Origin of the sequence: Uruburuella testudinis (assembly GCF_022870865.1) — a bacterium.
GTDB lineage: Bacteria > Pseudomonadota > Gammaproteobacteria > Burkholderiales > Neisseriaceae > Neisseria > Neisseria testudinis.
Genome location: NZ_CP091508.1, coordinates 466,602 through 488,917, shown reverse-complemented (window position 1 = coordinate 488,917; position 22,316 = coordinate 466,602). Strand labels below are relative to the sequence as shown.

General features: G+C 54.6%; 20 protein-coding genes and 1 CRISPR repeat array. Of the genes, 12 read left to right on the top strand and 8 right to left on the bottom strand.

Annotated features, from left to right (window positions below):
- The gene (locus LVJ83_RS02175; RefSeq protein WP_244785881.1) at positions 1–1,260 is read right to left on the bottom strand and encodes an efflux RND transporter periplasmic adaptor subunit; all 1,260 of its coding nucleotides are present in this window, start codon (positions 1,258–1,260) and stop codon (positions 1–3) included.
- A 253-nt stretch (positions 1,261–1,513) separates the two neighbouring features.
- Here LVJ83_RS02175 and mtrR point away from each other — a divergent pair, with 253 nt between their 5' ends.
- Positions 1,514–2,158, top strand: a complete 645-nt coding sequence (gene mtrR, locus LVJ83_RS02170) for a multidrug efflux system transcriptional repressor MtrR (RefSeq protein WP_244785879.1) — start codon at positions 1,514–1,516, stop codon at positions 2,156–2,158.
- A 106-nt stretch (positions 2,159–2,264) separates the two neighbouring features.
- Here the strand turns inward: mtrR and LVJ83_RS02165 are convergent, their stop codons facing one another.
- The gene (locus tag LVJ83_RS02165) at positions 2,265–2,720 is read right to left on the bottom strand and encodes a universal stress protein (protein WP_244785877.1); all 456 of its coding nucleotides are present in this window, start codon (positions 2,718–2,720) and stop codon (positions 2,265–2,267) included.
- A 136-nt stretch (positions 2,721–2,856) separates the two neighbouring features.
- Between LVJ83_RS02165 and LVJ83_RS02160 the strand changes: the two genes are divergently transcribed.
- The 6 genes from LVJ83_RS02160 to cas2 all read left to right on the top strand — a co-directional run bounded on the left by LVJ83_RS02160 (position 2,857) and on the right by cas2 (position 9,672).
- Positions 2,857–3,276: an acyl-CoA thioesterase gene (locus LVJ83_RS02160; RefSeq protein ID WP_244785875.1), complete on the top strand. Its 420-nt coding sequence runs from the start codon at positions 2,857–2,859 to the stop codon at positions 3,274–3,276.
- A gap of 48 nt (positions 3,277–3,324) precedes the next feature.
- On the top strand, positions 3,325–3,738 hold the full coding sequence (locus LVJ83_RS02155) for a hypothetical protein (RefSeq protein ID WP_244785873.1): 414 nt from the start codon (positions 3,325–3,327) through the stop codon (positions 3,736–3,738).
- Positions 3,739–3,985: 247 nt separating this feature from the next.
- Positions 3,986–4,882: a tyrosine-type recombinase/integrase gene (locus LVJ83_RS02150; protein ID WP_244785871.1), complete on the top strand. Its 897-nt coding sequence runs from the start codon at positions 3,986–3,988 to the stop codon at positions 4,880–4,882.
- A gap of 272 nt (positions 4,883–5,154) precedes the next feature.
- Positions 5,155–8,382 (top strand): type II CRISPR RNA-guided endonuclease Cas9, encoded by a 3,228-nt coding sequence (gene cas9 / locus LVJ83_RS02145; protein ID WP_244785869.1) that lies wholly within the window; start codon positions 5,155–5,157, stop codon positions 8,380–8,382.
- Between the two features lie 56 nt (positions 8,383–8,438).
- Positions 8,439–9,353 (top strand): type II CRISPR-associated endonuclease Cas1, encoded by a 915-nt coding sequence (gene cas1 / locus LVJ83_RS02140; protein ID WP_244787604.1) that lies wholly within the window; start codon positions 8,439–8,441, stop codon positions 9,351–9,353.
- Positions 9,346–9,672 (top strand): CRISPR-associated endonuclease Cas2, encoded by a 327-nt coding sequence (gene cas2, locus LVJ83_RS02135; protein WP_244785867.1) that lies wholly within the window; start codon positions 9,346–9,348, stop codon positions 9,670–9,672. The genes cas1 and cas2 overlap by 8 nt, the downstream gene beginning before the upstream one ends.
- Positions 9,673–9,736: 64 nt before the next feature.
- A CRISPR array of direct repeats spans positions 9,737–11,094; the repeat unit is 36 nt; unit sequence ATTGTAGCACTGCGAAATGAGAAAGGGAGCTACAAC.
- Between the two features lie 126 nt (positions 11,095–11,220).
- Here the strand turns inward: cas2 and rnhB are convergent.
- Positions 11,221–11,811 carry a ribonuclease HII gene (gene rnhB / locus LVJ83_RS02130; RefSeq protein ID WP_244785865.1) on the bottom strand — a complete coding sequence of 197 codons (591 nt, stop codon included), beginning with the start codon at positions 11,809–11,811 and terminating at the stop codon, positions 11,221–11,223.
- Between the two features lie 89 nt (positions 11,812–11,900).
- Complete coding sequence (lpxB, locus tag LVJ83_RS02125) at positions 11,901–13,088, bottom strand: lipid-A-disaccharide synthase (RefSeq protein WP_244785863.1); 1,188 nt, start codon at positions 13,086–13,088, stop codon at positions 11,901–11,903.
- 160 nt (positions 13,089–13,248) lie between these two features.
- Between lpxB and LVJ83_RS02120 the strand changes: the two genes are divergently transcribed.
- From LVJ83_RS02120 to LVJ83_RS02105, 4 genes are all read left to right on the top strand, one after another.
- Entirely contained in the window at positions 13,249–13,401 is a 153-nt protein-coding gene (locus LVJ83_RS02120; RefSeq protein ID WP_244785861.1) for a hypothetical protein, read from the top strand.
- 109 nt (positions 13,402–13,510) lie between these two features.
- Positions 13,511–14,953, top strand: a complete 1,443-nt coding sequence (aldA, locus tag LVJ83_RS02115; RefSeq protein ID WP_244785859.1) for an aldehyde dehydrogenase — start codon at positions 13,511–13,513, stop codon at positions 14,951–14,953.
- 66 nt (positions 14,954–15,019) lie between these two features.
- Positions 15,020–15,439: a copper resistance protein NlpE gene (locus LVJ83_RS02110; protein WP_244785857.1), complete on the top strand. Its 420-nt coding sequence runs from the start codon at positions 15,020–15,022 to the stop codon at positions 15,437–15,439.
- A gap of 27 nt (positions 15,440–15,466) precedes the next feature.
- Positions 15,467–16,045, top strand: a complete 579-nt coding sequence (locus tag LVJ83_RS02105; protein WP_244785855.1) for a DJ-1/PfpI family protein — start codon at positions 15,467–15,469, stop codon at positions 16,043–16,045.
- Between the two features lie 69 nt (positions 16,046–16,114).
- Here the strand turns inward: LVJ83_RS02105 and LVJ83_RS02100 are convergent, their stop codons facing one another.
- The 4 genes from LVJ83_RS02100 to LVJ83_RS02085 form a co-directional block, all read right to left on the bottom strand.
- The gene (locus tag LVJ83_RS02100) at positions 16,115–16,834 is read right to left on the bottom strand and encodes an ABC transporter ATP-binding protein (protein WP_244785853.1); all 720 of its coding nucleotides are present in this window, start codon (positions 16,832–16,834) and stop codon (positions 16,115–16,117) included.
- A 66-nt stretch (positions 16,835–16,900) separates the two neighbouring features.
- Entirely contained in the window at positions 16,901–17,905 is a 1,005-nt protein-coding gene (locus LVJ83_RS02095) for an iron chelate uptake ABC transporter family permease subunit (RefSeq protein WP_244785851.1), read from the bottom strand.
- Positions 17,902–18,900 (bottom strand): FecCD family ABC transporter permease, encoded by a 999-nt coding sequence (locus LVJ83_RS02090; RefSeq protein ID WP_244785849.1) that lies wholly within the window; start codon positions 18,898–18,900, stop codon positions 17,902–17,904. The genes LVJ83_RS02095 and LVJ83_RS02090 overlap by 4 nt, the downstream gene beginning before the upstream one ends.
- Positions 18,897–19,961: an iron-siderophore ABC transporter substrate-binding protein gene (locus LVJ83_RS02085; protein ID WP_244785847.1), complete on the bottom strand. Its 1,065-nt coding sequence runs from the start codon at positions 19,959–19,961 to the stop codon at positions 18,897–18,899. The genes LVJ83_RS02090 and LVJ83_RS02085 overlap by 4 nt, the downstream gene beginning before the upstream one ends.
- Positions 19,962–20,120: 159 nt before the next feature.
- Here LVJ83_RS02085 and LVJ83_RS02080 point away from each other — a divergent pair, with 159 nt between their 5' ends.
- The gene (locus tag LVJ83_RS02080) at positions 20,121–22,307 is read left to right on the top strand and encodes a TonB-dependent siderophore receptor (protein WP_244785845.1); all 2,187 of its coding nucleotides are present in this window, start codon (positions 20,121–20,123) and stop codon (positions 22,305–22,307) included.
- The last annotated feature ends 9 nt before the right edge of the window (positions 22,308–22,316 follow it).

The following is a 22,316-nucleotide window of genomic DNA, read 5'->3' as shown; positions in this document are numbered from 1 at the left end:
TTATTGTGCCGCAGAAGCAGAAGCGGGCGCTGAGGCCGTCTGAACGTCAGAGGCTGCTTGCGAAGCCGTAGCCGGCGCCGCTCCGGCTGCCGGAGCCTGGCCTTGCGGCGTCCATTCTTTCGGCGTTACTTTTTGCGCCCCCATCATGCCGGCAATCGCCAAGCCGTCGACAATCACTTTATCGCCCGCTTGCAGGCCGCCGGTAATAATCCAGTTGCTGCCCTGCTGCTGAGCCACCGTTACTTCTCGCGGCGCCATGCTGCCATCAGCGTTAACAATCATTACCGTATCTTTCTGACCACGGGTAACCGCCTGCTGCGGCACCACAAAGGCATTGGCAATCGCCGCCTGCGGCAGGCTCACACGCACATACAGACCGGGCAGCAGAATATTGTCGGCATTGGGCACTTCGGCGCGCAAGGTCACCTGGCCGGTGGTTTCATCGACAGTCGGGTCGGCAAACAGCAAGCGCCCTTTTTGCGGGTATTCGCTGCCGTCTTCCAGCAGAATGCTCACCTCCACCGCACCGTTAACCGCCTGCATTTCGCCGTTGGCAATGCGTTGGCGCAGTTTCATCACTTCGGTGGCCGACTGGGTCACATTCACATACAGCGGATTGGTTTGCTGAATTCTGGCCAGCACCGTGGCATCATTGGCCGACACCAGCGTGCCCTCTGAAACATTCGATTGGCCGATAAAGCCGGAAATCGGTGCGGTGATGCGCGAATAATTCACATTGATTTGTGAAGACTTAATCGCCGCCTGAGCCGATTTCACCGCTGCTTCGCCGGCGCGCTTGGCCTGAATGGCAGCATCATATTCCTGCTTGCTGATGGCATCAGCCTCTACCAGCGGTTTGTAGCGCGCCAAATCGGCATTGGCTTTCGCCAGTGTGGCCTCGGCAGAAGCCAATTGTGCGCGGGCACTTTCCAAACCGGCAACATAAGTGGCGTTATCCAATTGATACAGTGGCTGGCCGGCGCGCACATAGCTGCCCTCCTGAAACAAGCGCTGCTGAATGATACCGCCCACTTGGGCGCGCACATTGGCCGTGCGGCGGGATTCGAGGCGGCCCGGCAAATCGGTGCTGATGGTCACATCGGCAGGGCTGACCGTAACCACACCCACCTCAGGAGCCGGAGCTTGTTGCCCGGCCTGCTGCTGTTGGGCCTGATCTTCGCCGCCGCACGCACTCAAAGCCAGCGCGGTCGCTACGGCCAACGCCGCGACACGCAAAGTTTTAGGAGCATTAAACGCCATTCTTCTTTCCTATTCTGATTAATATGATTGATTAACAATGACACAATACGAAAAGCCAATCAGGCTGCCGGCATACTCAGAAACTGATTTTCCAAGATATGCCGACAGCCGATTAATGTTGTTTTACTTCAACCCAGATTGTGCTAACTCAAATTTAACGTTGTTATTATACATGCATGCTTGCACGTATTAAAGTTTTTTCTTATAATGGCATTTCACTTTTACAAACAATAACTTTGTTACCGATACTACCATGAGAAAAACCAAAGCAGAAGCGCTCAAAACCCGCGAATACCTGATGCTCGCCGCACTCGACACCTTCTACCGCCAAGGCGTGGCGCGTGCCTCGCTCAATGAAATCGCCCAAACCGCCGGAGTAACCCGCGGCGCTTTATACTGGCATTTCAAAAACAAAGAAGATTTGTTTGATGCCCTTTTCCAACACATTTTCAAAGATTTCAGAGAAAGCTTGAGCGCAGATATTGAAAACGCCTCGCCCGACACCTGGGAAAATCTGCGTTGTGCGCTGGTTAATCTCTATGAACGCATTCAACACAATGAAACCTACCGCAAATTTATGACTATTTTGCACCTGAAATGCGAACATACCGAGAAAAACGAAGCGATTGTCAACTTGATGACGCAATACAACCTGATGTGGCACGACCAGCTCAGCGCCGCGCTGGCATTATGCGTGCGTCAGCAAAAACTGCCGGCCGACTTAAACATCGATTTGGCAGTTATTTACCTGAAATCAGCCTGCAACGGCCTGGCACAGCTCTGGCTCTCCAACCCGCAACGCTTTGATTTGGAAAAAACCGCACCGATGGTTGTCGAAACCGCCATGAGCACCCTGCAAAAATGCCCCACGCTGCGCACCTCGGGCGAAGCACAATAATACGGCAACCGGCAACTAAACACCGGCCAATCAAAGGCCGTCTGAAAACGCAGGCAATACTTGCTTTCAGACGGCCTTATTCATGCCTTTAAAACAACGACACGCATCAATCATCGTCTTGATGACGCACCAGCAGCACCGGCACATCAGCCTTGCGCAACACACCTTCGGCCACCGAGCCCATCAGCAAATGCATCAGCCCGCTGAAACCGTGTGTGCCCATCACAATCAAATCACAATGGGCGTCGTGCAATTCATCCACCAGTAAATCGGCAATTTTATCGCCGCCGCTTTCCAGAATCTTGGTTTCATGGCGCACACCTGATTGCGCCAGCATCTGCGAAGCATGATCCAACACACGGCCGCCCGCATCTTCCACCGCCATGCGCAACGCCTCATGATTGGCAAATTCAGCCGCACCCCAGTTAAACTGAGCCAAGTCCACCACATGCACGGCCAACACTTCGGCATCAGATGCCCGTGCCAAACCGCAAGCCTCGGTCAAAGCGCGCAGAGACGCCTTGCTGTCATCCACGGGAACCATAATTTTACGATAGATCATAACCCACCCCCTTTCCATTATCTACACGACAAGCTTTATGAAAGCTTAACACAAAACAACATACCCACCGCCTCATGCGCGTAAAATAAATGTTAATATTTGCACATAGCTATCAGAAAAATTTGAGGAAAACAACATGGCGCGCATCACCCTCCCCCTGCCGGAGAACATCTTGTTCCGCACCCGTCTCACTGTGCAAATCGGCGACATCAACTACGGCAACCACCTCGCCAACGATGCCGTATTACGCCTCTGCCACGAAGCCCGCATCCGCTGGTTGGCCGAACACGGCTTCAGCGAGCTTGATGCCGGCGGCAGCGGCTTGATTATGGCCGACACCGCCATCCAATACACCGCCCAAGCCCACCACGGCGACGGGCTCGAAATCGAAATCGGCACCGCCGACATCGGCCGCAGCGGCTTCGCCCTGCTCTACCACATCCACCGCCCCGGCGACGGCCAAACCATCGCCAAAGTGCAAACCGGCATGGTTTGCTTTGATTACAGCCAACAAAAAGTCGGCACCATCCCGCCGGCCTTGCGCAACATCTTATAAGGCCGTCTGAAACACAGGCCGCCCCAACCATCCAAAAGGAAACCACTCATGAGAAACTATCCCGCCAACAGCCCCGAAGCCATGGCCCGCGTGGTCAGCATGTGCATCATGGCCGACAGCGATATCGATGCCAGCGAATTTGCCGAACTGCAACCCGCACTCTACGAAGCCGTCGGCCTCAACCAAACCGAATTCATGCGCGTGCTCGCCCACTATCTCGAAGACATCGTAGCCGAGTCCGGCAGCGAGCGCATCAACCTGCTCCAGCCCGAGCGTATCAACATCATGCTGGGCGAAATCACCGGCCGCAGCGAACGCATCAACACCCTGGCCACCGCCCTGCGCATCTGCAAAAGCGACAACGCCCTCAACAACGCCGAGCTGGCATTGTTCCGCCACATCATGCAACAATGGCAGCTTGACCTGACCGACCTCGAAATCGAAGTCAGCCTGGCCAAATAATATTCATACCCGTTCAAAAAAGTAAGCCAACAAGGCGGCAAGCCGGAAACAGTACGCACGTACGACAAAGTAAGCCAACGCCGTTAGATTATTTTTGTGAATGGGCATTCAGACGGCCTCATCATCCATCGAAGGCCGTCTGAATACCTCTTTCATACCCGCTCAAACCATCAGCCGGCAAAACAGCGCTCTCAAGGCCATACACACAGCCGGGTTATTTTCAAACAGGTATCAAACGGCCGCCGCCATGCAACTTACCCAACTGCTCCAACACCAAAACGACTACCTGCAAACCCTGCAACAGCAAGGAAAATCCGCCCACACCCTCGCCGCCTACCGCCGCGACCTCAGCCAACTCGCCGCCCTGCTGCCCGAAACCGCCGCCGGCGAGCCGCCCCACCGCCGCCATTTCACCGCCGCGCTGAAAAAACTTTCCCAGCAAGAACAACACCCCCGCAGCATGGCACGAAAACTCTCCGCCTGGCGCCAATACTGCCGCTGGCTGGTCGAAAAAGGCCTGCTCGAGGCCGACCCCACCGAACACCTCAAAGCCCCCAAACCGCCCGGCCTGCTGCCCAAAGCCGTCGAACAAGAAACCCTCAACCACCTGCTCGACCACGATACCGATTCCACCGCCATCGCCCTGCGCGATCACGCCATCTTCGAACTGATGTACGGCTCCGGCCTGCGCCTTTCCGAAATCCACAACCTCAACCTTACCGACATCCTATTAGACGACGGCTGGGTGAGCGTTACCGGCAAAGGCAACAAACAACGCCAAGTGCCGCTGGTCGCCCAAAGCATCGCCGCCATCCGCGCCTACCTGCCCCACCGCCACACCGCCGCCGGCGAAACCGCCCTCTTTACCAACAACCGCGGCGGCCGCCTCAGCCAGCGCCAAATCCAAAACCGCCTGCGCGAATGGGCGCTCACACAAAACAGCCCGCAGCACCTTTCCCCCCACATGCTGCGCCACAGCTACGCCAGCCACCTGCTCCAATCCGCCCGCGACATCCGCGCCGTACAAGAGCTGCTCGGCCACAGCAGCCTGTCGACCACCCAAATCTACACCAAACTCGATTTCGACCATCTCGCCAAAATTTATGACGACGCCCATCCGCGAGCGAAACGGAAAAAAGAATAAACAAAGGCCGTCTGAAACTCATGTTTCAGACGGCCTTTGTTTCTATACCGACACTTCCAAAAAACGATGCCCCTTTCAAACAAAGTTTGAAAGGGGCAGAGCGTTACGGCACATCTTTTCAGACGGCCTTATTGTAGCAACGTTTCTCATTTCGCAGTGCAACAATAAGTTTTATCATACCAATGATAAGGAATGTAGTCAATTATATTTGCTTAAAAATAATCAACTGTTATATATTTCACTGCATAACATAACAACCCTGGAAAACCGTCATGCCAACTTTCCCGCTAAAACCATTAAACTACATTCTCGGCCTGGATTTAGGCATTGCCTCTGTCGGCTGGGCAATCGTTGAAATCGATGCCGAAGAACATCCCATCCGGCTGATTGATATCGGCGTGCGCACATTCGAGCGTGCTGAAGTACCGAAAACCGGTGACTCTTTGGCCGCAGCACGCCGTCAAGCACGCAGCGTGCGCCGGCTAATCCGCCGCCGTGCCCACCGTTTGCTACGGGCCCGCCGTTTATTGAAACGGGAAGGCATTTTGCAAGCAGCTGATTTTGATAATCAAGGCTTGATTAAAGATTTACCCAACACACCGTGGCAACTGCGGGTAGAAGGTTTGAGCCGGAAATTGATGCCGAAAGAATGGGCGGCAGTGTTGCTGCATTTGGTCAAGCATCGCGGCTATTTATCACAACGCAAAAATGAAAGCGACAATGCCGATAAAGAATTGGGCAGACTGCTGACCGGCGTCAATCAAAACCATCAAGCCCTGCAAAGTGACGAATACCGCAGCCCGGCAGAGCTGGCGATGAAAAAATTCCTGACAGAGAGCAATCATATCCGCAACCAACGCGGCGATTATTCGCACACCTTCAACCGCAAAGATATACAGCAAGAGCTGCACCAACTGTTTGCTGCCCAGCAATCTTTCGGTAATCCGCATGTTTCAGACGGCCTCAAGCAGGAAGTCGAAGCCTTATTGATGCAGCAACGTCCGGCCTTGTCGGGTCATGCGGTTCAAAAAATGTTGGGGCGGTGCACTTTTGAGCCTTTGGAATACAAAGCCGCCAAGCATACTTATTTTGCCGAACGTTTTATCTGGCTGACCAAGTTAAACAATCTGCGTATTCAAACCCATGGTGATGAGCGGGCATTAGATGAACAAGAGCGTCGTACGCTGATGGATATGCCTTACAAGCAGGCCAAGCTGACCTACGTCCAAATACGCAAGGCATTAGCCTTGCCTGATTCTGCCTATTTCAAAGGTTTGCGTTACGGCAAAGATAACGCCGAATCGGCCACGCTGATGGAAATGAAAGCCTATCATGCGGTACGCAAAGCGCTGGAAAAAGCCGGCCTGAAAACCGAATGGCAGGGCTTGGCCGGCAAAGCTGAAATATTAGATGAAATCGGCAGTGTCTTTTCGCTTTATAAAACGGATGAAGATATTGCAGGCCATCTGAAAGATACATTACCCGATAATGTTTTACAGGCATTATTGGTCGGATTGAGTTTCGATAAATTCATCCAACTTTCCTTGAAAGCGCTTCAGCATATTTTGCCGCTGATGGAGCAAGGCATACGTTACGATGAGGCTTGCACCGCTGTTTACGGCCAACACCACGGCCAGCACAACAAACAACAGGCATTATTTCTGCCCCCGATTCCGGCTGATGAAATCCGCAATCCGGTGGTGTTGCGCACCCTTTCGCAAGCACGCAAAGTGATTAACGGCATTGTGCGCCGTTACGGCTCCCCCGCCCGAATCCACATCGAAACCGGCCGCGAAGTCGGCAAATCCTATAAAGACCGGCAGGAAATCAAAAAGCACCAGGAAGACAATCAGAGAGACCGTTTGCGCGCGGTGGAAAAGTTCTGTGAATATTTCCCCAATTTTGTCAGTCATCCCAAAGCTTTGGATATTCTCAAACTGCGTTTATACGAATATCAGCACGGCCAATGCCTGTATTCCGGTCATGCGCTTGATATAGGCCGTCTGAACGAAAAAGGCTATGTCGAAATAGACCATGCCCTGCCGTTTTCGCGCACTTGGGACGACAGCTTCAACAATAAAGTGCTGGTCTTAGCCGGAGAAAACCAAAACAAAGGCAGCCAAACGCCTTACGAGTGGCTGGGCGGCGCAGGCAATAGCCCGCGTTGGCGCGAATTTGTGGCACGAGTGGAAAACTGCCGTTTCCATCATAGTAAAAAACAACGCATTTTGCTGCAAAAATTAGATGAGGAAGGCTTCAAAGCCCGCAACCTCAATGATACCCGTTATGTTGCCCGCTTTTTATGTCAGTTTATCGCCAACAATATGCTGCTAAACGGCAAAGGCCAGCAGCGCGTGTTTGCCTCCAACGGCCAAATCACCAGCCTGTTGCGTGCACGGTGGGGGTTACGTAAAGTGCGGGAAGAAAACGACCGTCATCATGCACTTGATGCTGTGGTAGTGGCTTGTTCATCTGTCGCCATGCAGCAGCGGATTACCCGTTTTGTGCGCCAACAAGAAATGAATGTGTTTGACGGCGAAATAATCGACAAGGAAACCGGTGAGGTCAGCCGCCCACATTTTCCGCAACCTTGGGATTTTTTCCGCCAAGAAGTGATGATCCGCGTATTCGGCAAACCCGACGGCGCGCCTGATTATCCGGAAGCGGATACGCGGGAAGCTTTGGTGGCTTTATTAAGCGAGCGTTTGTCTTCACGCCCAGAGGCTGTGCATGAATATGTCGCGCCGCTCTTTGTTTCCCGAGCGCCCAACCGAAAAATGAGCGGACAGGGACACTTGGAAACCATTAAATCAGCCAAACGCCTGGATGAGGGCATCAGCGTATTGAAAGTTGCCCTCACTCAGTTAAAGCCTAATCTTTTAGAAAACATGGTCAATCGCGCGCGCGAGCCGCAACTGTATGAAGCGCTGAAAGAACGTTTGGCCGCATACGGCAATGACCCCGCCAAAGCCTTTGCCGAACCATTTTACAAACAGGGCGGCCAGCAAGTGAAAGCTGTTCGGGTGGAACAGGTGCAGAAAAGCGGCGTACTGGTGCGCGGCGGCAACGGTATTGCCGACAATGCCACGATGGTGCGGGTAGATGTGTTTGAGAAAGCAGGGAAATATTTCTTGGTGCCTATCTATAGCTGGCAGGTGGCCAAAGGTATTCTGCCCAACCAAGCCATCATTGCATTCAAGGATGAGGAAAATTGGCAGTTGATTGATAGCAGCTTTACGTTTAAATTTTCTCTATATCCTAATGATCTCATAGAGGTCATTACTAAAAAAACTAAACTATTCGGCTATTTTGCTGGGTGCCACAGGGGGACAGGAAACATTAACATCCGCATTCATGATTTAAATACGTCTGTTGGTAAAAATGGAGTATTGGAAGGTGTCGGTGTCAAAACCGCACTATCTTTCCAAAAATACCAAATCGACGAATTGGGCAAAACCATCACCCGTTGCCGTCCGAAAAAACGCCCTCCTATCCGCTAACCGTTACCCCTGCTTCAGGCCGTCTGAAGCAGGGATTTTATTATCAAGGGGAAAACATGAGCTGGCGCAGTCTATTAATACGCGAAGGCGGCAAACTATCGCTACAAAAACAGCAAATGTTAATACAGCAAAACGGCCAAGCCTACACCGTGCCGCTGGAAGACATCGCGGTTATTGTGATTGAAAGCCCGGAAACCGTACTCACCGCACCCTTGCTTTCCGCATTAGCCTTAAACGGCATTACCTTACTGACCTGTGATGAACAATTTCTACCCTGCGGCCAATGGCTGCCTTATGCCCAATACCACCGCCAACTGAAAACGCTCAAATTACAATTAAATGCCAGTGAGCCGCAAAAAAAGCAACTCTGGCAAGCCATCGTCCGCCAAAAAATCTGTAATCAAGCACAAACTGCCGATGAAAGCGGCAACGATTTAGCAGCCAAACGCTTACGCGCCATGGCCGCTGCAGTCAAATCCGGAGATACCGGCAACATGGAGGCTCAAGCCGCCGCTCTGTATTTTCAAGCCGTTTTCGGCAACCGTTTCAAGCGCTGGCAAGAGAGCGAAATCAACAGCCACCTCAATTACGGTTATGCCGTCTTGCGCGCCGCTATTGCTCGTGCCTTGGTTCAATACGGCTGGCTGCCCGCCCTCGGCCTGTTTCACAAAAGCGAACTCAACCCCTTCAACTTGGCCGACGACTTTATCGAGCCGTATCGGCCTTTGGTCGATTTAATGGTTTGGCAACTGCACGATCAAGGCCGTCTGAATACCGAGCTGACGCCCGCAGCGAAGAAAATACTGGTGTCCCTACTGCACCACCAAATCCGCTTGGAGCAACAAACATTCAGTGTATTGGCAGCAATCGACCGTACCATCGCTTCTTTTCAAAACAGCCTGGCAGAAAAAAATGCCAAACTACTCAAACTGCCCGAGATTTTGCCCTTGAAAGAACATCACTATGAGTGAGGCCAAGTTTATGCGCATCATCGTCTTTTTCGACCTACCCGTTACCACCGTCGCCAAACGCAAAGCCGCCAATCAATTCCGACTTTTTCTACAAAAAGACGGCTACCAAATGCTGCAATTATCAGTTTACACCCGCATCGTGCGCGGTCGTGATGCGTTGCAAAAACACCACACTCGGCTGCGCGCCAACCTGCCGGAAGAAGGCTCGATACGCTGCTTGGAAGTGACCGAAAAGCAATTTACCGGCATGCACCTGCTTTTGGGACAGCTGAAAAATCAGGAAAAAAAGGTTAATGCAGACCAATTACTGTTGTTTTAAAGTGTTTTTTCAAGTAAAAAATAAACGGGAAACCCTTATCAGATAAGGGTTTCCCGTTTGTCTAATTGTAGCACTGCGAAATGAGAAAGGGAGCTACAACACAAACTGGCAATTCCCGTTGATTTAGCTCATTGTAGCACTGCGAAATGAGAAAGGGAGCTACAACCTGGCAATAAAAATCCTGAACCAGCAGCCGATTGTAGCACTGCGAAATGAGAAAGGGAGCTACAACGCGGCAATCCGCGCAACGACGGCGTGATGCAATTGTAGCACTGCGAAATGAGAAAGGGAGCTACAACGCACAACGCTTCTGGGGCATTGGCGGCTTTATTGTAGCACTGCGAAATGAGAAAGGGAGCTACAACCAAATTCGCCTGCTTCGGGTTTCGGTGGTGATTGTAGCACTGCGAAATGAGAAAGGGAGCTACAACCCATCGGCGGCTCATACTTCTCACTTGAAGATTGTAGCACTGCGAAATGAGAAAGGGAGCTACAACGCTGCTTGATGCAGTAATTCACCGCATCGAATTGTAGCACTGCGAAATGAGAAAGGGAGCTACAACCCGCTCTGCCTGCACTCGCTCCAAATTGTGATTGTAGCACTGCGAAATGAGAAAGGGAGCTACAACACAACCGCGATGACAAGCTGATTGCACTCAATTGTAGCACTGCGAAATGAGAAAGGGAGCTACAACTGCGGCGATGGCACATGCCAACGCGCTGCTATTGTAGCACTGCGAAATGAGAAAGGGAGCTACAACCGGTACTAGCCCATCATGGGAGGACATGGAAATTGTAGCACTGCGAAATGAGAAAGGGAGCTACAACGCCTGTTGGGCGGCTTGGCAGGCACAACCAATTGTAGCACTGCGAAATGAGAAAGGGAGCTACAACAATGAAAAAACAGCCCCCAAAGATTTACTGATTGTAGCACTGCGAAATGAGAAAGGGAGCTACAACCTGCCACTACCGCCGCTGAACGCGAATTCGATTGTAGCACTGCGAAATGAGAAAGGGAGCTACAACCCTGAACCGCGGCTTTATCCCGCGGCTCAAATTGTAGCACTGCGAAATGAGAAAGGGAGCTACAACCCTGAACCGCGGCTTTATCCCGCGGCTCAAATTGTAGCACTGCGAAATGAGAAAGGGAGCTACAACGTATATACATCAAAGGCTCAATTTGACCGGATTGTAGCACTGCGAAATGAGAAAGGGAGCTACAACCCGGGCAAGCATTAAGAACAAGCGGCGTCGATTGTAGCACTGCGAAATGAGAAAGGGAGCTACAACATTGATAGCAAAAACGCGTTTTTTGAAATGGTTGTAGCACTGCGAAATGAGAAAGGGAGCTACAACCTCGAAGCACATTGGCGCAAGGCGTCGATGATTGTAGCACTGCGAAATGAGAAAAGGAGCTACAGTAACCAGCACGGTTGAGACTACTTGGGTCGAATTGTAGCACGCCAAAATCAAACCAAACGCTATCCCCGATTTACCAGCATCAGATTTTGCACCGTCAGGCATGTGCAAAATATTATTTTATCCACATCATCCGAACAAGCGCCCCTGTGCCAGCAGCGCTCTGACCGGGGCGAAATCCCGGCGGTGTTCGGGCAGTGCGCCGAATTCGGCCAATGCGGCCAGGTGTGCGGCGGTGCCGTAGCCTTTGTGCTTGTCGAATCCGTATTGTGGGTAGCGTTTGGCCAATGCATACATTTCCGCGTCGCGCGCGGTTTTGGCCAACACGGAGGCGGCGGAAATCTGGATGATTTTACTGTCGCCTTTCACGACTGCTTCTGCTTCCATACCTAAATTTTTCGGCACGCGGTTGCCGTCTATCCACACTTTTTGCGGTGCTACCGTCAAACCCTGCACGGCGCGGTGCATGGCCAGCATGGTGGCGTTCAGGATATTGAGTTCGGCAATCTCGGCCACATCCGCCGAGGCCACGCACCAAGCCAGCGCTTGGGCTTTAATCTGTAGCGCCAGCGCATCACGTTTTTTTTCGCTCAGCTTTTTCGAATCGGTGAGGCCGGGCAGGTCGGGCTCGGGCGGCAGAATCACGGCGGCGGCAAACACGCTGCCTGCCAAAGGCCCCCGCCCTGCTTCGTCAACACCGGCATGCAGCCACACATTCATGATGTATTTCCTTGTTTTAAATACTATTCAGGCCGTCTGAAAGATTTATTTTTCGTTCAGACGGCCTCATCTGATTATTTGATATTCATTCAGACGGCCTCTGTTTCCGCCACGCCCGCCTCGGCCAATACTGCTTGCGCCGCCAATGCGGCGGTGTCTTTTTTCAGCAGCAGGTGCAAATCGTGAAAATCTTGTTGCAGCGCAGCCACATCTTGCGGCGATTCATACCATTCGGCCACTGCGGCGGCCAGTTTTTTCGGCTTGGCGCGCCTTTGCAGCAATTCGGGCACGGCGCCTTTGTTCAGCAGAATATTCGGCAGCCCCACGTGCGGCACTTTGATTTTGCGCTTTACATAAGCATAGGTGAGCGGCGAAATTTTATAGCTGATAACCATCGGCCGCTTGCACAGCGCCACTTCCAGCGTGGCCGTGCCGCTGGTGACCAGCACCACATCGGCGGCGGTGCAGGCCAGATCGGCGTGTGCACTCATCAGCTGCACCGGCAGGCCGGTAAATTCGTCGTCAGCCAGTATTTCCAGCAGCCGTTTGCGGGTGGCGGCTGTGGCCACCGGCAGCAGAAAGCGGGCGCTCGGATAGCGCTTGAGCAACAGTTTGGCGGTGCGGAAAAACAGCGGCGCCATATAATCGATTTCGCTGACACGGCTGCCGGGCATCAGCGCAAACACGGTTTCCCATAAGTCGATTTTCATCTTCAGGCGGGCGGCTTTTTGGTCGGCATCCAGCGGCAAGACCTGCGCCATCGGGTGGCCGACAAACGCGGCCTGCCCGCCTGCTTGCTGGTAAAGTTCCGCCTCCATCGGAAACAGACACAACACCTTATTAACCTGATGCACAATGGTTTTTACCCGCTCGCGCCGCCACGCCCACACAGAAGGGCTGACGTAATGCACGGTGGCGATGCCGGCCTTTTTCAATTTTTCCGCCACACCGAGATTGAAATCGGGTGCATCGATGCCGACAAACACATCAGGGCGGATGCGTTTCAAATCGCGCACCAACCCGGTGCGGATTTTCAAAATTTCCGGCAGCCGTTTCACCACTTCGGCAAAACCGCGCACCGCCAGTTTTTCCTGCTCATAAAGGTTTTCCATGCCTTGCGCCGACATACGCGGCCCGCCGATGCCGACAAAGCGCACATCGGGGCGGCGCGCTTTAATCGCGGCCATCAGATGGGCGCCGAGCAGGTCGCCCGAGGCTTCACCGGCGCACAGGGCGATGGTGGGTGGGCGGCGGGTGGAAACATGTGGTGCGGTCATGGCAGGCGGTCATTATCGTTTTTGATTCAGGCGGCTATTGTACCGAAATTCAGCGGCGCCTGCTGCCTTTGCATGATGCGGACGACAAACGACAGGTTTGGATTCCATCACTTATCCCAGCGCATTTTCAGACGGCCTAGGGTGTCCTGATGTGTCGTTTATGGAGGGATTTTTGTTCCTGAAAATGCAGATGCCAGGCAAAAAACGCAGCAAGATTGGGCATCTTGCGAGGCTTTTTAACGCAGCAGATGCGTTTTCAGGGGCAAAATACACCCGTAAATCGAATGGTCAGGGATACCCTAGGGTGTCCTGACCATGCTGTTTCATCTTTGTGTCAAACACTTGTGAGACGCTGTTGAAGCGGTTACACTCAAACTACATCTTCCTACAAAAAAATCTGCACATAAAAAGCGAGCGAAACCATGAAAACTTTAGCCATGTATATCAACGGTGTATTTGAAACCGCCTTTAGCGGCGAATGGCGCGAAGTGCTGAACCCGGCCACCGAAGCAGTGATTGCGCAAGAGCCGAAAGGCAGCTGTGCCGATGCCGATCGGGCGGTAGCGGCGGCGAAGGCGGCTCAACCGGCTTGGGAGCGCCTGCCTGCGGTCGAGCGCGGCGCGTATTTGCGCAAAATCGCCGCCGGCATCCGCGCCCGGGCCGACGAGCTCACCGACACCATCGTGGCCGAGGGCGGCAAAACCAAAGATTTGGCGCGCATAGAAGTGATGTTTACCGCCGATTATCTGGATTATCAGGCCGAATGGGCGCGCCGTTATGAAGGGGAAATTATTCAGAGCGACCGCCCGCGCGAAAACATTTTGCTGTTCAAACGCCCGCTCGGCGTGATTGCAGGCATTTTGCCGTGGAACTTCCCTTTCTTTCTGATTGCCCGAAAAATGGGGCCGGCACTGGTTACGGGCAATACCATTGTGGTGAAACCCAGCAGCATCACGCCGATCAACTGCCATATCTTCGCCGAAATCGCACACGAATCCGGCTTGCCGGCGGGTGTGTTTAATGTGGTTAACGGCGCCGGTGCAGAAATCGGCAATGCGCTGGCCGAACATCCGCAGGTGGATATGGTCAGCCTCACCGGCTCGGTGGAAGCCGGCCGCCAAGTGATGGAAGCGGTGGCGCAAAACATCACCAAAGTCTCGCTGGAGCTGGGCGGCAAAGCGCCGGCAATTGTGTTGAAAGATGCCGATATTGATTTGGCGGTGAAATCCATCCTCGCCTCACGTGTGGGCAACAGCGGTCAGATTTGCAACTGCGCCGAGCGCGTGTATGTACACAGCAGCATTCAGACGGCCTTTACCGACAAAATGACCGCCGCCATGCAGGCCGTGCGCTACGGCAACCCTGCCGAAGCTGCCGAAGGGGCGCTGGAAATGGGGCCGCTGATTGAAGAGCGCGCCCTCAACGCGGTGGCCGAAAAAGTGCAACGCGCGGTATCACAAGGGGCAACGCTGGTTTGCGGCGGCAAGCGTGCCGAGGGCAAGGGCTATTTCTTCGAACCGACCGTACTCACCAATGTCGACAACAGCATGGACATCATGAAAGAAGAAACCTTCGGCCCGGTGTTGCCCATCGGCGTATTCGACACGCTCGATCAGGTCATTGCGCTGGCCAACGATTGCGCATTCGGCCTCACCAGCTCGGTATACACCACCAATCTGAACGAAGCGTTTTATGTTACCCGCCGCCTGCAATTCGGCGAAACCTACATCAACCGCGAAAACTTCGAGGCCATGCAGGGCTTTCACGCCGGTTGGAAAAAATCCGGCATCGGCGGCGCCGACGGCAAACACGGTTTGGAAGAATATCTGCAAACCCAAGTGGTGTATCTGGAAACCGATATTTAATCAACCGAGGCCGTCTGAAAGATTAATCAAACCATTCTTTCAGACGGCCTATATGAAAGGCTTCGCATGAAAAACCTCACCGCCGCACTCGCCGCCTCACTGGCACTGGCCGCCTGCGCCACACCCGCACCGGCCGAAATCGCCACGCACACCGCGCCCGAGCACCACAACGCCCGCACCGCGCTCGATTGGGCGGGCACCTACCAAGGCACGCTGCCGTGCGCTTCATGCAGCGGCATCCGCACCACCCTCACACTGCAAGATAACGGCCGCTACCGCCTGCATGAAGCATATCTCGACAACCCGCAAAGCGTGTTCGACAGCAACGGCACGTTTAGCTGGAACGCACAAGGCGACAGCATTACCCTGTTTGGCGACGGGCGCCGCTATTTTGTTGCCGAAAACCATATCATTGCCTTAAGCCGCGACGGCAGCCGCATAACCGGTGAATTGGCCGATGCTTATATTTTGCAAAAAATACATTAACCCCGTTCCACTCAAAGGAGCCACAGTATGAGCAAACAGATTCTGATGCTGGTCGGCGATTATGCCGAAGACTATGAAACCATGGTGCCGTTTCAATTTCTGAACGGTTTGGGCTACACCGTGCACGCCGTCTGCCCCGATAAACAAGCGGGCGACTACATCGCCACCGCCATCCACGATTTTGAAGGCGAACAGACCTACAGCGAAAAACGCGGCCACAATTTCACCCTCAATTACGATTTCGACAAAGTGAATCCCGATGATTATATCGGCCTGGTGATTCCCGGCGGCCGCGCGCCCGAATACCTGCGCCTGAACGAGCGCGTCATCGCCATCGTGCGCGATTTTGATTCCGACGAAAAACCCATCGCCGCCGTTTGCCACGGCGCACAGCTGCTGGCCGCCGCCGGTGTGCTGCGCGGCAAAACCTGCTCCGCCTACCCCGCCTGCGCACCTGATGTACGCGCTGCCGGCGGCGAATATGCCGATATCGACGTCACCGAAGCCGTTACCGACGGCCACTTAATCACCGCCCCCGCCTGGCCGGCACATCCGGCCTGGCTGGCGCAGTTTATCGCCGCATTAGGGGCGAAAGTGCACATTTGATACGCAGAGCAAAGCCAAGGCCGTCTGAAAACTGTGTTTCAGACGGCCTTGGCTGCTGATATCGCCTGCCTACCGACTGCCATAAGGCACACACATCGGTGTGCCGTATATCGGATCGGCAATCATTTTATTGTTCAGCCCGAACACGGCTTTAACCGTAGCCTCAGTCATCACCTTCTCGGGCGGGCCTTGCAGATAAACACCGCCATTACACAGAGCAATGATTTCATCGGCATAGCGGCAGGCCAGATTCAAATCGTGCAGCACCATCACAATGGTTTTACCGGTTTCACGATTCAGCTTTTGCAGCAGCTCCAAAACGTCAATCTGATAGGCCAAATCCAAATAAGTGGTCGGCTCATCCAGCAGCAGATAAGGCGTGTCTTGCGCCAAAGCCATGGCGATCCACACACGCTGGCGCTGGCCGCCTGAAAGCGTGTTTACCGCCCGTTCGGCCAGCATGCCGGTTTGCGTGAGCGCCAGCGCATCAGCCACCGCCGCATCGTCTTCAGGCTGCCAGCCCGCTGTCAGCCGCTGATGCGGATAGCGCCCGTAGCGCACCAACTGGTGGGCGCTGATGCCCTCGGGCACGTTCGGGCTTTGCGCCAGCATGGCCAGCTGTTTGGCAAACTTTTTGCCCGGATAATGCAAAACATTTTCGCCGTTGAGCGTTACCCTGCCCTGCGCCGGCTTGAGCTGGCGTGCCAGCGCTTTGAGCAGCGTTGATTTGCCGCAGCCGTTGGTGCCGATAAACACCGTTATTTTACCCTCAGCGACCTGCAACGACACATTCCGAATCACCGTATGCTTTTCATACGCCAAGGTTATGTTTTCCGCACGCAACATTTTCTGCCCTTACGCCGTTTTACGGCTGAAAATCATCAAAATACACAAATACACGCCGCCCAAACCGGCCGTTACCACTCCGACCGGCAACTGTGAAGCGGTGGGCAGCAGGCGCGCCACGCCATCCGACAACAGCAGCAATACCGCGCCCATCAGCGCTGCGGCCGCAATCATCGGGCGGTCGGTGTCGAACAGATGGCGAACCAAATGCGGTGCGGCCAGCGCTAAAAATGCCACCGGCCCGGCGGCCACCACAGCCAAAGCCGCCAAGGCCGTGGCCGACAACAGCGCCAACCATGCTGTGCGCCGCAAAGGTACGCCCAATGCCGCTGCCGCCGCATCCCCCAAAGCCAGCAAGCCCAAGCGGGTGTTCAACAACACCAGCGCCAGCAGCAACGGCGGCAGCCCCAGCCACACCGCTTCCACCTGCGCCCATGAGCGGGCAGCCAAACTTCCGCTCAGCCAGGCCGCCATCTGCTGGGCGCTTTCCTGCCGCACGCTGGTCAGGCCGAACTGCACCAACGCCAGCGCAGCGGCATTGACGGCCAGGCCGCTGATGATGATGTCCATACCGAAATCCATTCTGCCGCGCGTGCCCAGCAGAATCAGCAGCAGCACCAGCAAAGAGCCGAGCAGCGCCCCCAGTGTTACCGGCACATAGCCCGGCCACAACAAAGCCGCCGCCACAGCCCCCATTGCCGCACCGGCATTCACACCAATGATATCCGGGCTGCCGAGCGGGTTGCGGGTCAGGCATTGGAACACCGCACCGGCCGCGCCCAACGCCGCGCCCGCACCGGCTGCCACCAACGCACGCGGCAGCCACAACTGCCAAAACAGCCATTCTTTCACTGCTCCCGCTTCATGGCGCAGCAACGCCGGCAAATCAGCGCCCAACCATTGCTGTTTGCCCCATAGAGCAGCCATAACCGCCAAAGCAACCGTCGTCAGCAACATGGCCGTCTGAAACAGGTGCTGGCGTTTGAGCGGCAAAAACAGATTTTTGCGCATCATGCTTTCCTCCCCTTCGGCAAACGCATGGCCGCCAGATACAACAGAGGTGCGCCGGCTAACGCCGTAATGATGCCGGTCGGCACTTCGCCGGGCGCCACCACCGTGCGCGCAACAACATCAGACAGCACCAGCAGCACCGCACCTGCAAAAAAGCTGTAAGGCAGCAACCAGCGGTAATCGTTGCCCGTCCACATCCGCACGATATGCGCCGCCCCCAAACCAACAAACGTTATCGGCCCGGCCACTGCAACCGCCACCCCGGCCAGCACCGCAGCCGCCGTCAGCACCGCCGCCTGAATCAACAGCACGTTTGCGCCCAAAGCTTTGGCCGTATCGCTGCCCAGCGCAATCAGATTCAGATGATAGCCCAAGGCCACCGCCGCCAAAGATGCCGGCAGAAAAAACGGCAGCATGCCGTATACTTGCGGCAAAGTCGCCGCACCAAACGAGCCGCTGCCCCAAAAGCGAAAATGGTCGAACAATATCGGATTGAGCTGCGAGGCGGCCGATACATAAGCCTGCAAAGCCGCCGCCACCGCCGCACCGGCCAACACCAGCCGGGCATAAGAAGTGCGGCGCCCCAAGCCGATGCTGCAAATCAGCAAGGCCACCACAAACGCCCCCGCCAGCGCCAGCCAAAATTCCGACACACCCGCCAGCCACGGCACCGAGGCCGACAGCACAATCGCAGCGGCGGCACCGGCATTTACCCCCAGCAAACCCGGGTCGCCCAACGGATTGCGCGTCAGCCCCTGCATCAGCGCTCCCGACAGCCCCAAAGCCGCACCGCAGCAAGCCGCCGCCAAGGTGCGCGGAATCCGCCCCGCCACCACCAAATCGGCATAATTCTGCACAAGGCCGTCTGAAAACCAATAATGCAGCAAATCACGAAAAGTCAGCGTTTTACTGCCGAACACCAGCCCGCAGGCCAACGCCAGCAGTGTCAGCACCATCATCAACAACAGGCCGGCAAAACGGATGGGCAAACGGCTCACGGCTGCTCCTTTTGCTTTGGCACACGCAAAGCGGCCTGCTCCAGCATCGGCAAAAAGCGCTCAACCCCCCAGCGGGTGCTCAACGGCGTACCCACCGACATGGCCACCGCCAGTGTTTTATCGGTAATCGGCAGATAAGAGCCGCGCCGCACCGCCGGAATCATCTGATACAGCGGGCGGCTGCCGGCAACATCGCGGTCTGCTTCACTGGAAAACCAAGTCACCACAATATCCGCATCATCCAAGCGGTCGACATTCTCCAGCCCCAATGTGCCGGCAATCGACCCAGGCTTGGCGCGGATATTTTCCAACGACGGCAAAAAACGCAGCCCCAAATCGCTCAACGTGTCCACCCGCGGATCGCCGTGCAGATAAAGCGATAAATTCACATCACGCCCGCCCGCGTAGATATAAGCAAACGTCAGCCCCTGCAACTGAGGATGCCGGCGGCGGAAATCGGCAAAAAAACCCGCCCGCCGTGCTTTAAGCGCCTGCCCCGCTTCCTGTCTGCCCAATGCGGCGGCGGCCAAATCAATCTGCTCGTCGATGGTGGTCAGCCAAGCGCGGTGCGGATAAGCCACCACCGGCGCAAAGCTGGAAAGCTGGCGGTATTCTTCATCGCTCAAACCCGATTGCGGCGCCAGCACCAAATCCGGCTGCAACGACACCAGTTTTTCCACATCCAATTCGGGATACATATTCAAAGTCGGCGGCAGCGGCAGATCGCGCTCGGCCAAATATTCTTTAAACCAAGGCAGATAACCCTGCCCATCGCCACCCCAAGGATGCGCCTCGACCGCCACCGGCAGCACACCCAATTCCACCGCAATATCTTCCGCGCCGGTGCCCAACGCCACCACCCGCTTGGGTGCCTGCTGTAAAGTCACGCTGCCTTGCGCATTATGAATGGTAACCGGAAAGGCCTGCCCGGCATGCGCATACTCAATCATCGGCCGCTCCGCCTGCCCGCGGCTGCAACCCGACAATAAAACAAGCGACAGCAAGGCCGTCTGAAAAACAGCCCGCCAGCCACTGATTTTCAATACAGCATAAAAACCCATAACATCACAGCCGAATAAAATTTAATGTTAATAAAAATAATTTACATGAATACAAATCCAACTCGATACAGATACAATATTTGTAAACAATAATTATTTACGATAAAATAAGTAAAAATTATATCTTTTATTGATTCATCTAACAATGGGTTTTCATTCATGATTCAGCATAACACCCCGTATTTTCTGTTCAAATCGAGCATTTTGAGCAGTGCCCTGCTTACCGCCCTGCCTGTTTGGGCGGCAGATACACCCCAAAGTGAAAATCAAACCCAACTGCCTGCCGTTTCAGTCAGCGCCGAACGCAGCCACAACGTCGCACGGGTAACGGAAAACAACAGCGACTACACCATTACGGCCATGAAAAGCGCCACCGGCATGCTGCTTTCCGATAAAGAAACACCGCAAACCACCAGCGTGATTACCCGGCAACGCATGAAAGATGAAAAAATCCGCACCGTGACCGAAGCCATGGAAAAAGCCAACGGCGTATTCGTACAAGCCATCGACCGCGGCCGCAGCGCCTATTACGCTCGTGGTTTTACCATTGATAAATACCAGATGGACGGCCTGAATGTGAACTACAACAACCAGTGGATTGCCGGCAGCAATCTCACCAATATGGTAATGTTTGACCACGTGGAAATCGTGCGGGGCGCCACCGGCCTCACCACCGGCGCGGGCAACCCTTCGGCCAGCGTCAATTTCATCCGCAAGCATGCCGACAGCAAAACCCGTAAAACCTCATTCGAAGCCGGCGCCGGCCGTTGGCACGATTATGAGCTGACGCTGGATCACAGCCAGCCACTCAATACTGCAGGCAGCGTGCGCGGCCGCTTCGTGGCCAGCCGCCAGGCCGGCAAGAGTTGGGTTGATGATGAAAAAAACAGCCATAATATTTTATACGGCGTGATAGATGCCGATATCGGCGACGATACCGAAGCGAGCGTGGGGGCGAGCCATCAAAACAACCACCAAAACGGCTATATGTGGGGCGGGCTGCCCGCCACTTTCAGTGACGGCAGCTTTGCCGACTGGCCGATTAACAAAACCACCAGCACCCGTTGGTCGACTTGGAACAGCAAAGCCTACAGCTATTTCGGCAACCTCAAACATCATTTCAACAATGATTGGCATATCGAGCTGAAAGCCAGCCATGTGCGCAACAGCAGCGATTCGAAGCTGATGTATATTTCCGGCTCGGTAGATAAAAACAGCGGCCTGGGCTACAACGTATGGCCGGGAAAATTCGACATTATCCGCAAACAAAACAACGTGCAGCTGCAAAGCAACGGCAGATACCAAGCTTTCGGCCGCAAACACGATGTGGTATTTGGCGCCCAATACAGCCGCAACCACAACAACACCTTTTCCTATGCCGCCAGCACGGGCTTTGCCGCCCCCACCGACTTTTACAGCTGGGACGGCAGCTGGCCGATGCCTGATTGGGACAGCCGCAGCGAAAGCGTCAACCTCACCGATACCGAGCGCGCCCTGTTTGCCGCCACCCGCATCAACCTCACCGAGCGTTTCAGCGCCGTCATCGGCACCCGTTTTTCCAATTGGAAAAGCAAGGGCACCAGCTACGGCACCGCCATCCAGTATGAATCCGGCAATGTGTGGACACCTTACGCCGGGCTGCTCTACGACCTCAACGACAACCACACCGCCTATGCCAGCTATGCCGATATCTTCAAAGCACAAAATGCTTTCGACAAAAACGGCAATATGCTCGACCCGATTCGCGGCAAAAACTACGAAATCGGCCTCAAAAGCAGCTATTTCAACGACCGCCTCATCAGCCAATTGAGCGTATTTAAAATCGACCAAGACAACCTGGCTCAACCCGACGGCGGCAATATCATCCCCGGCAGCGACAATGTGCAAGCCTACTACGCCGCCAAAGGCACCCGCACCCACGGCTTTGAAGCCGAATTAAGCGGCCGCCTGACGCCGCAATGGAATATTTCGCTAGGCTATGCCCAAGCCAAAGGCAAAGATGCCGCCGGCAACCGCATCAACACCAGCATTCCCGAACGCACCCTGAAACTCTTTACCACCTATGATTTCAGCAACCGCCTGGCCGGCCTCACCCTCGGCGGCGGCATCAACTGGCAGAGCAGCCGCTATATCAACCTCAGCAGCCCGATAGCACAAAAATTCACCCAGAAAAGCTATGCGCTGGTGAGCCTGATGGGGCGCTACCGGTTTAACAAACAACTGTCGGCCCAAGTTAATGCCGACAATCTGTTCAATAAAAAATACCTGAACCAAATGTCGGCCAACGGCCAGCATAACTTCGGCCCGCCGCGCAACATCCGGGCATCGCTGCGTTTGGAATTTTGAATGATTTGA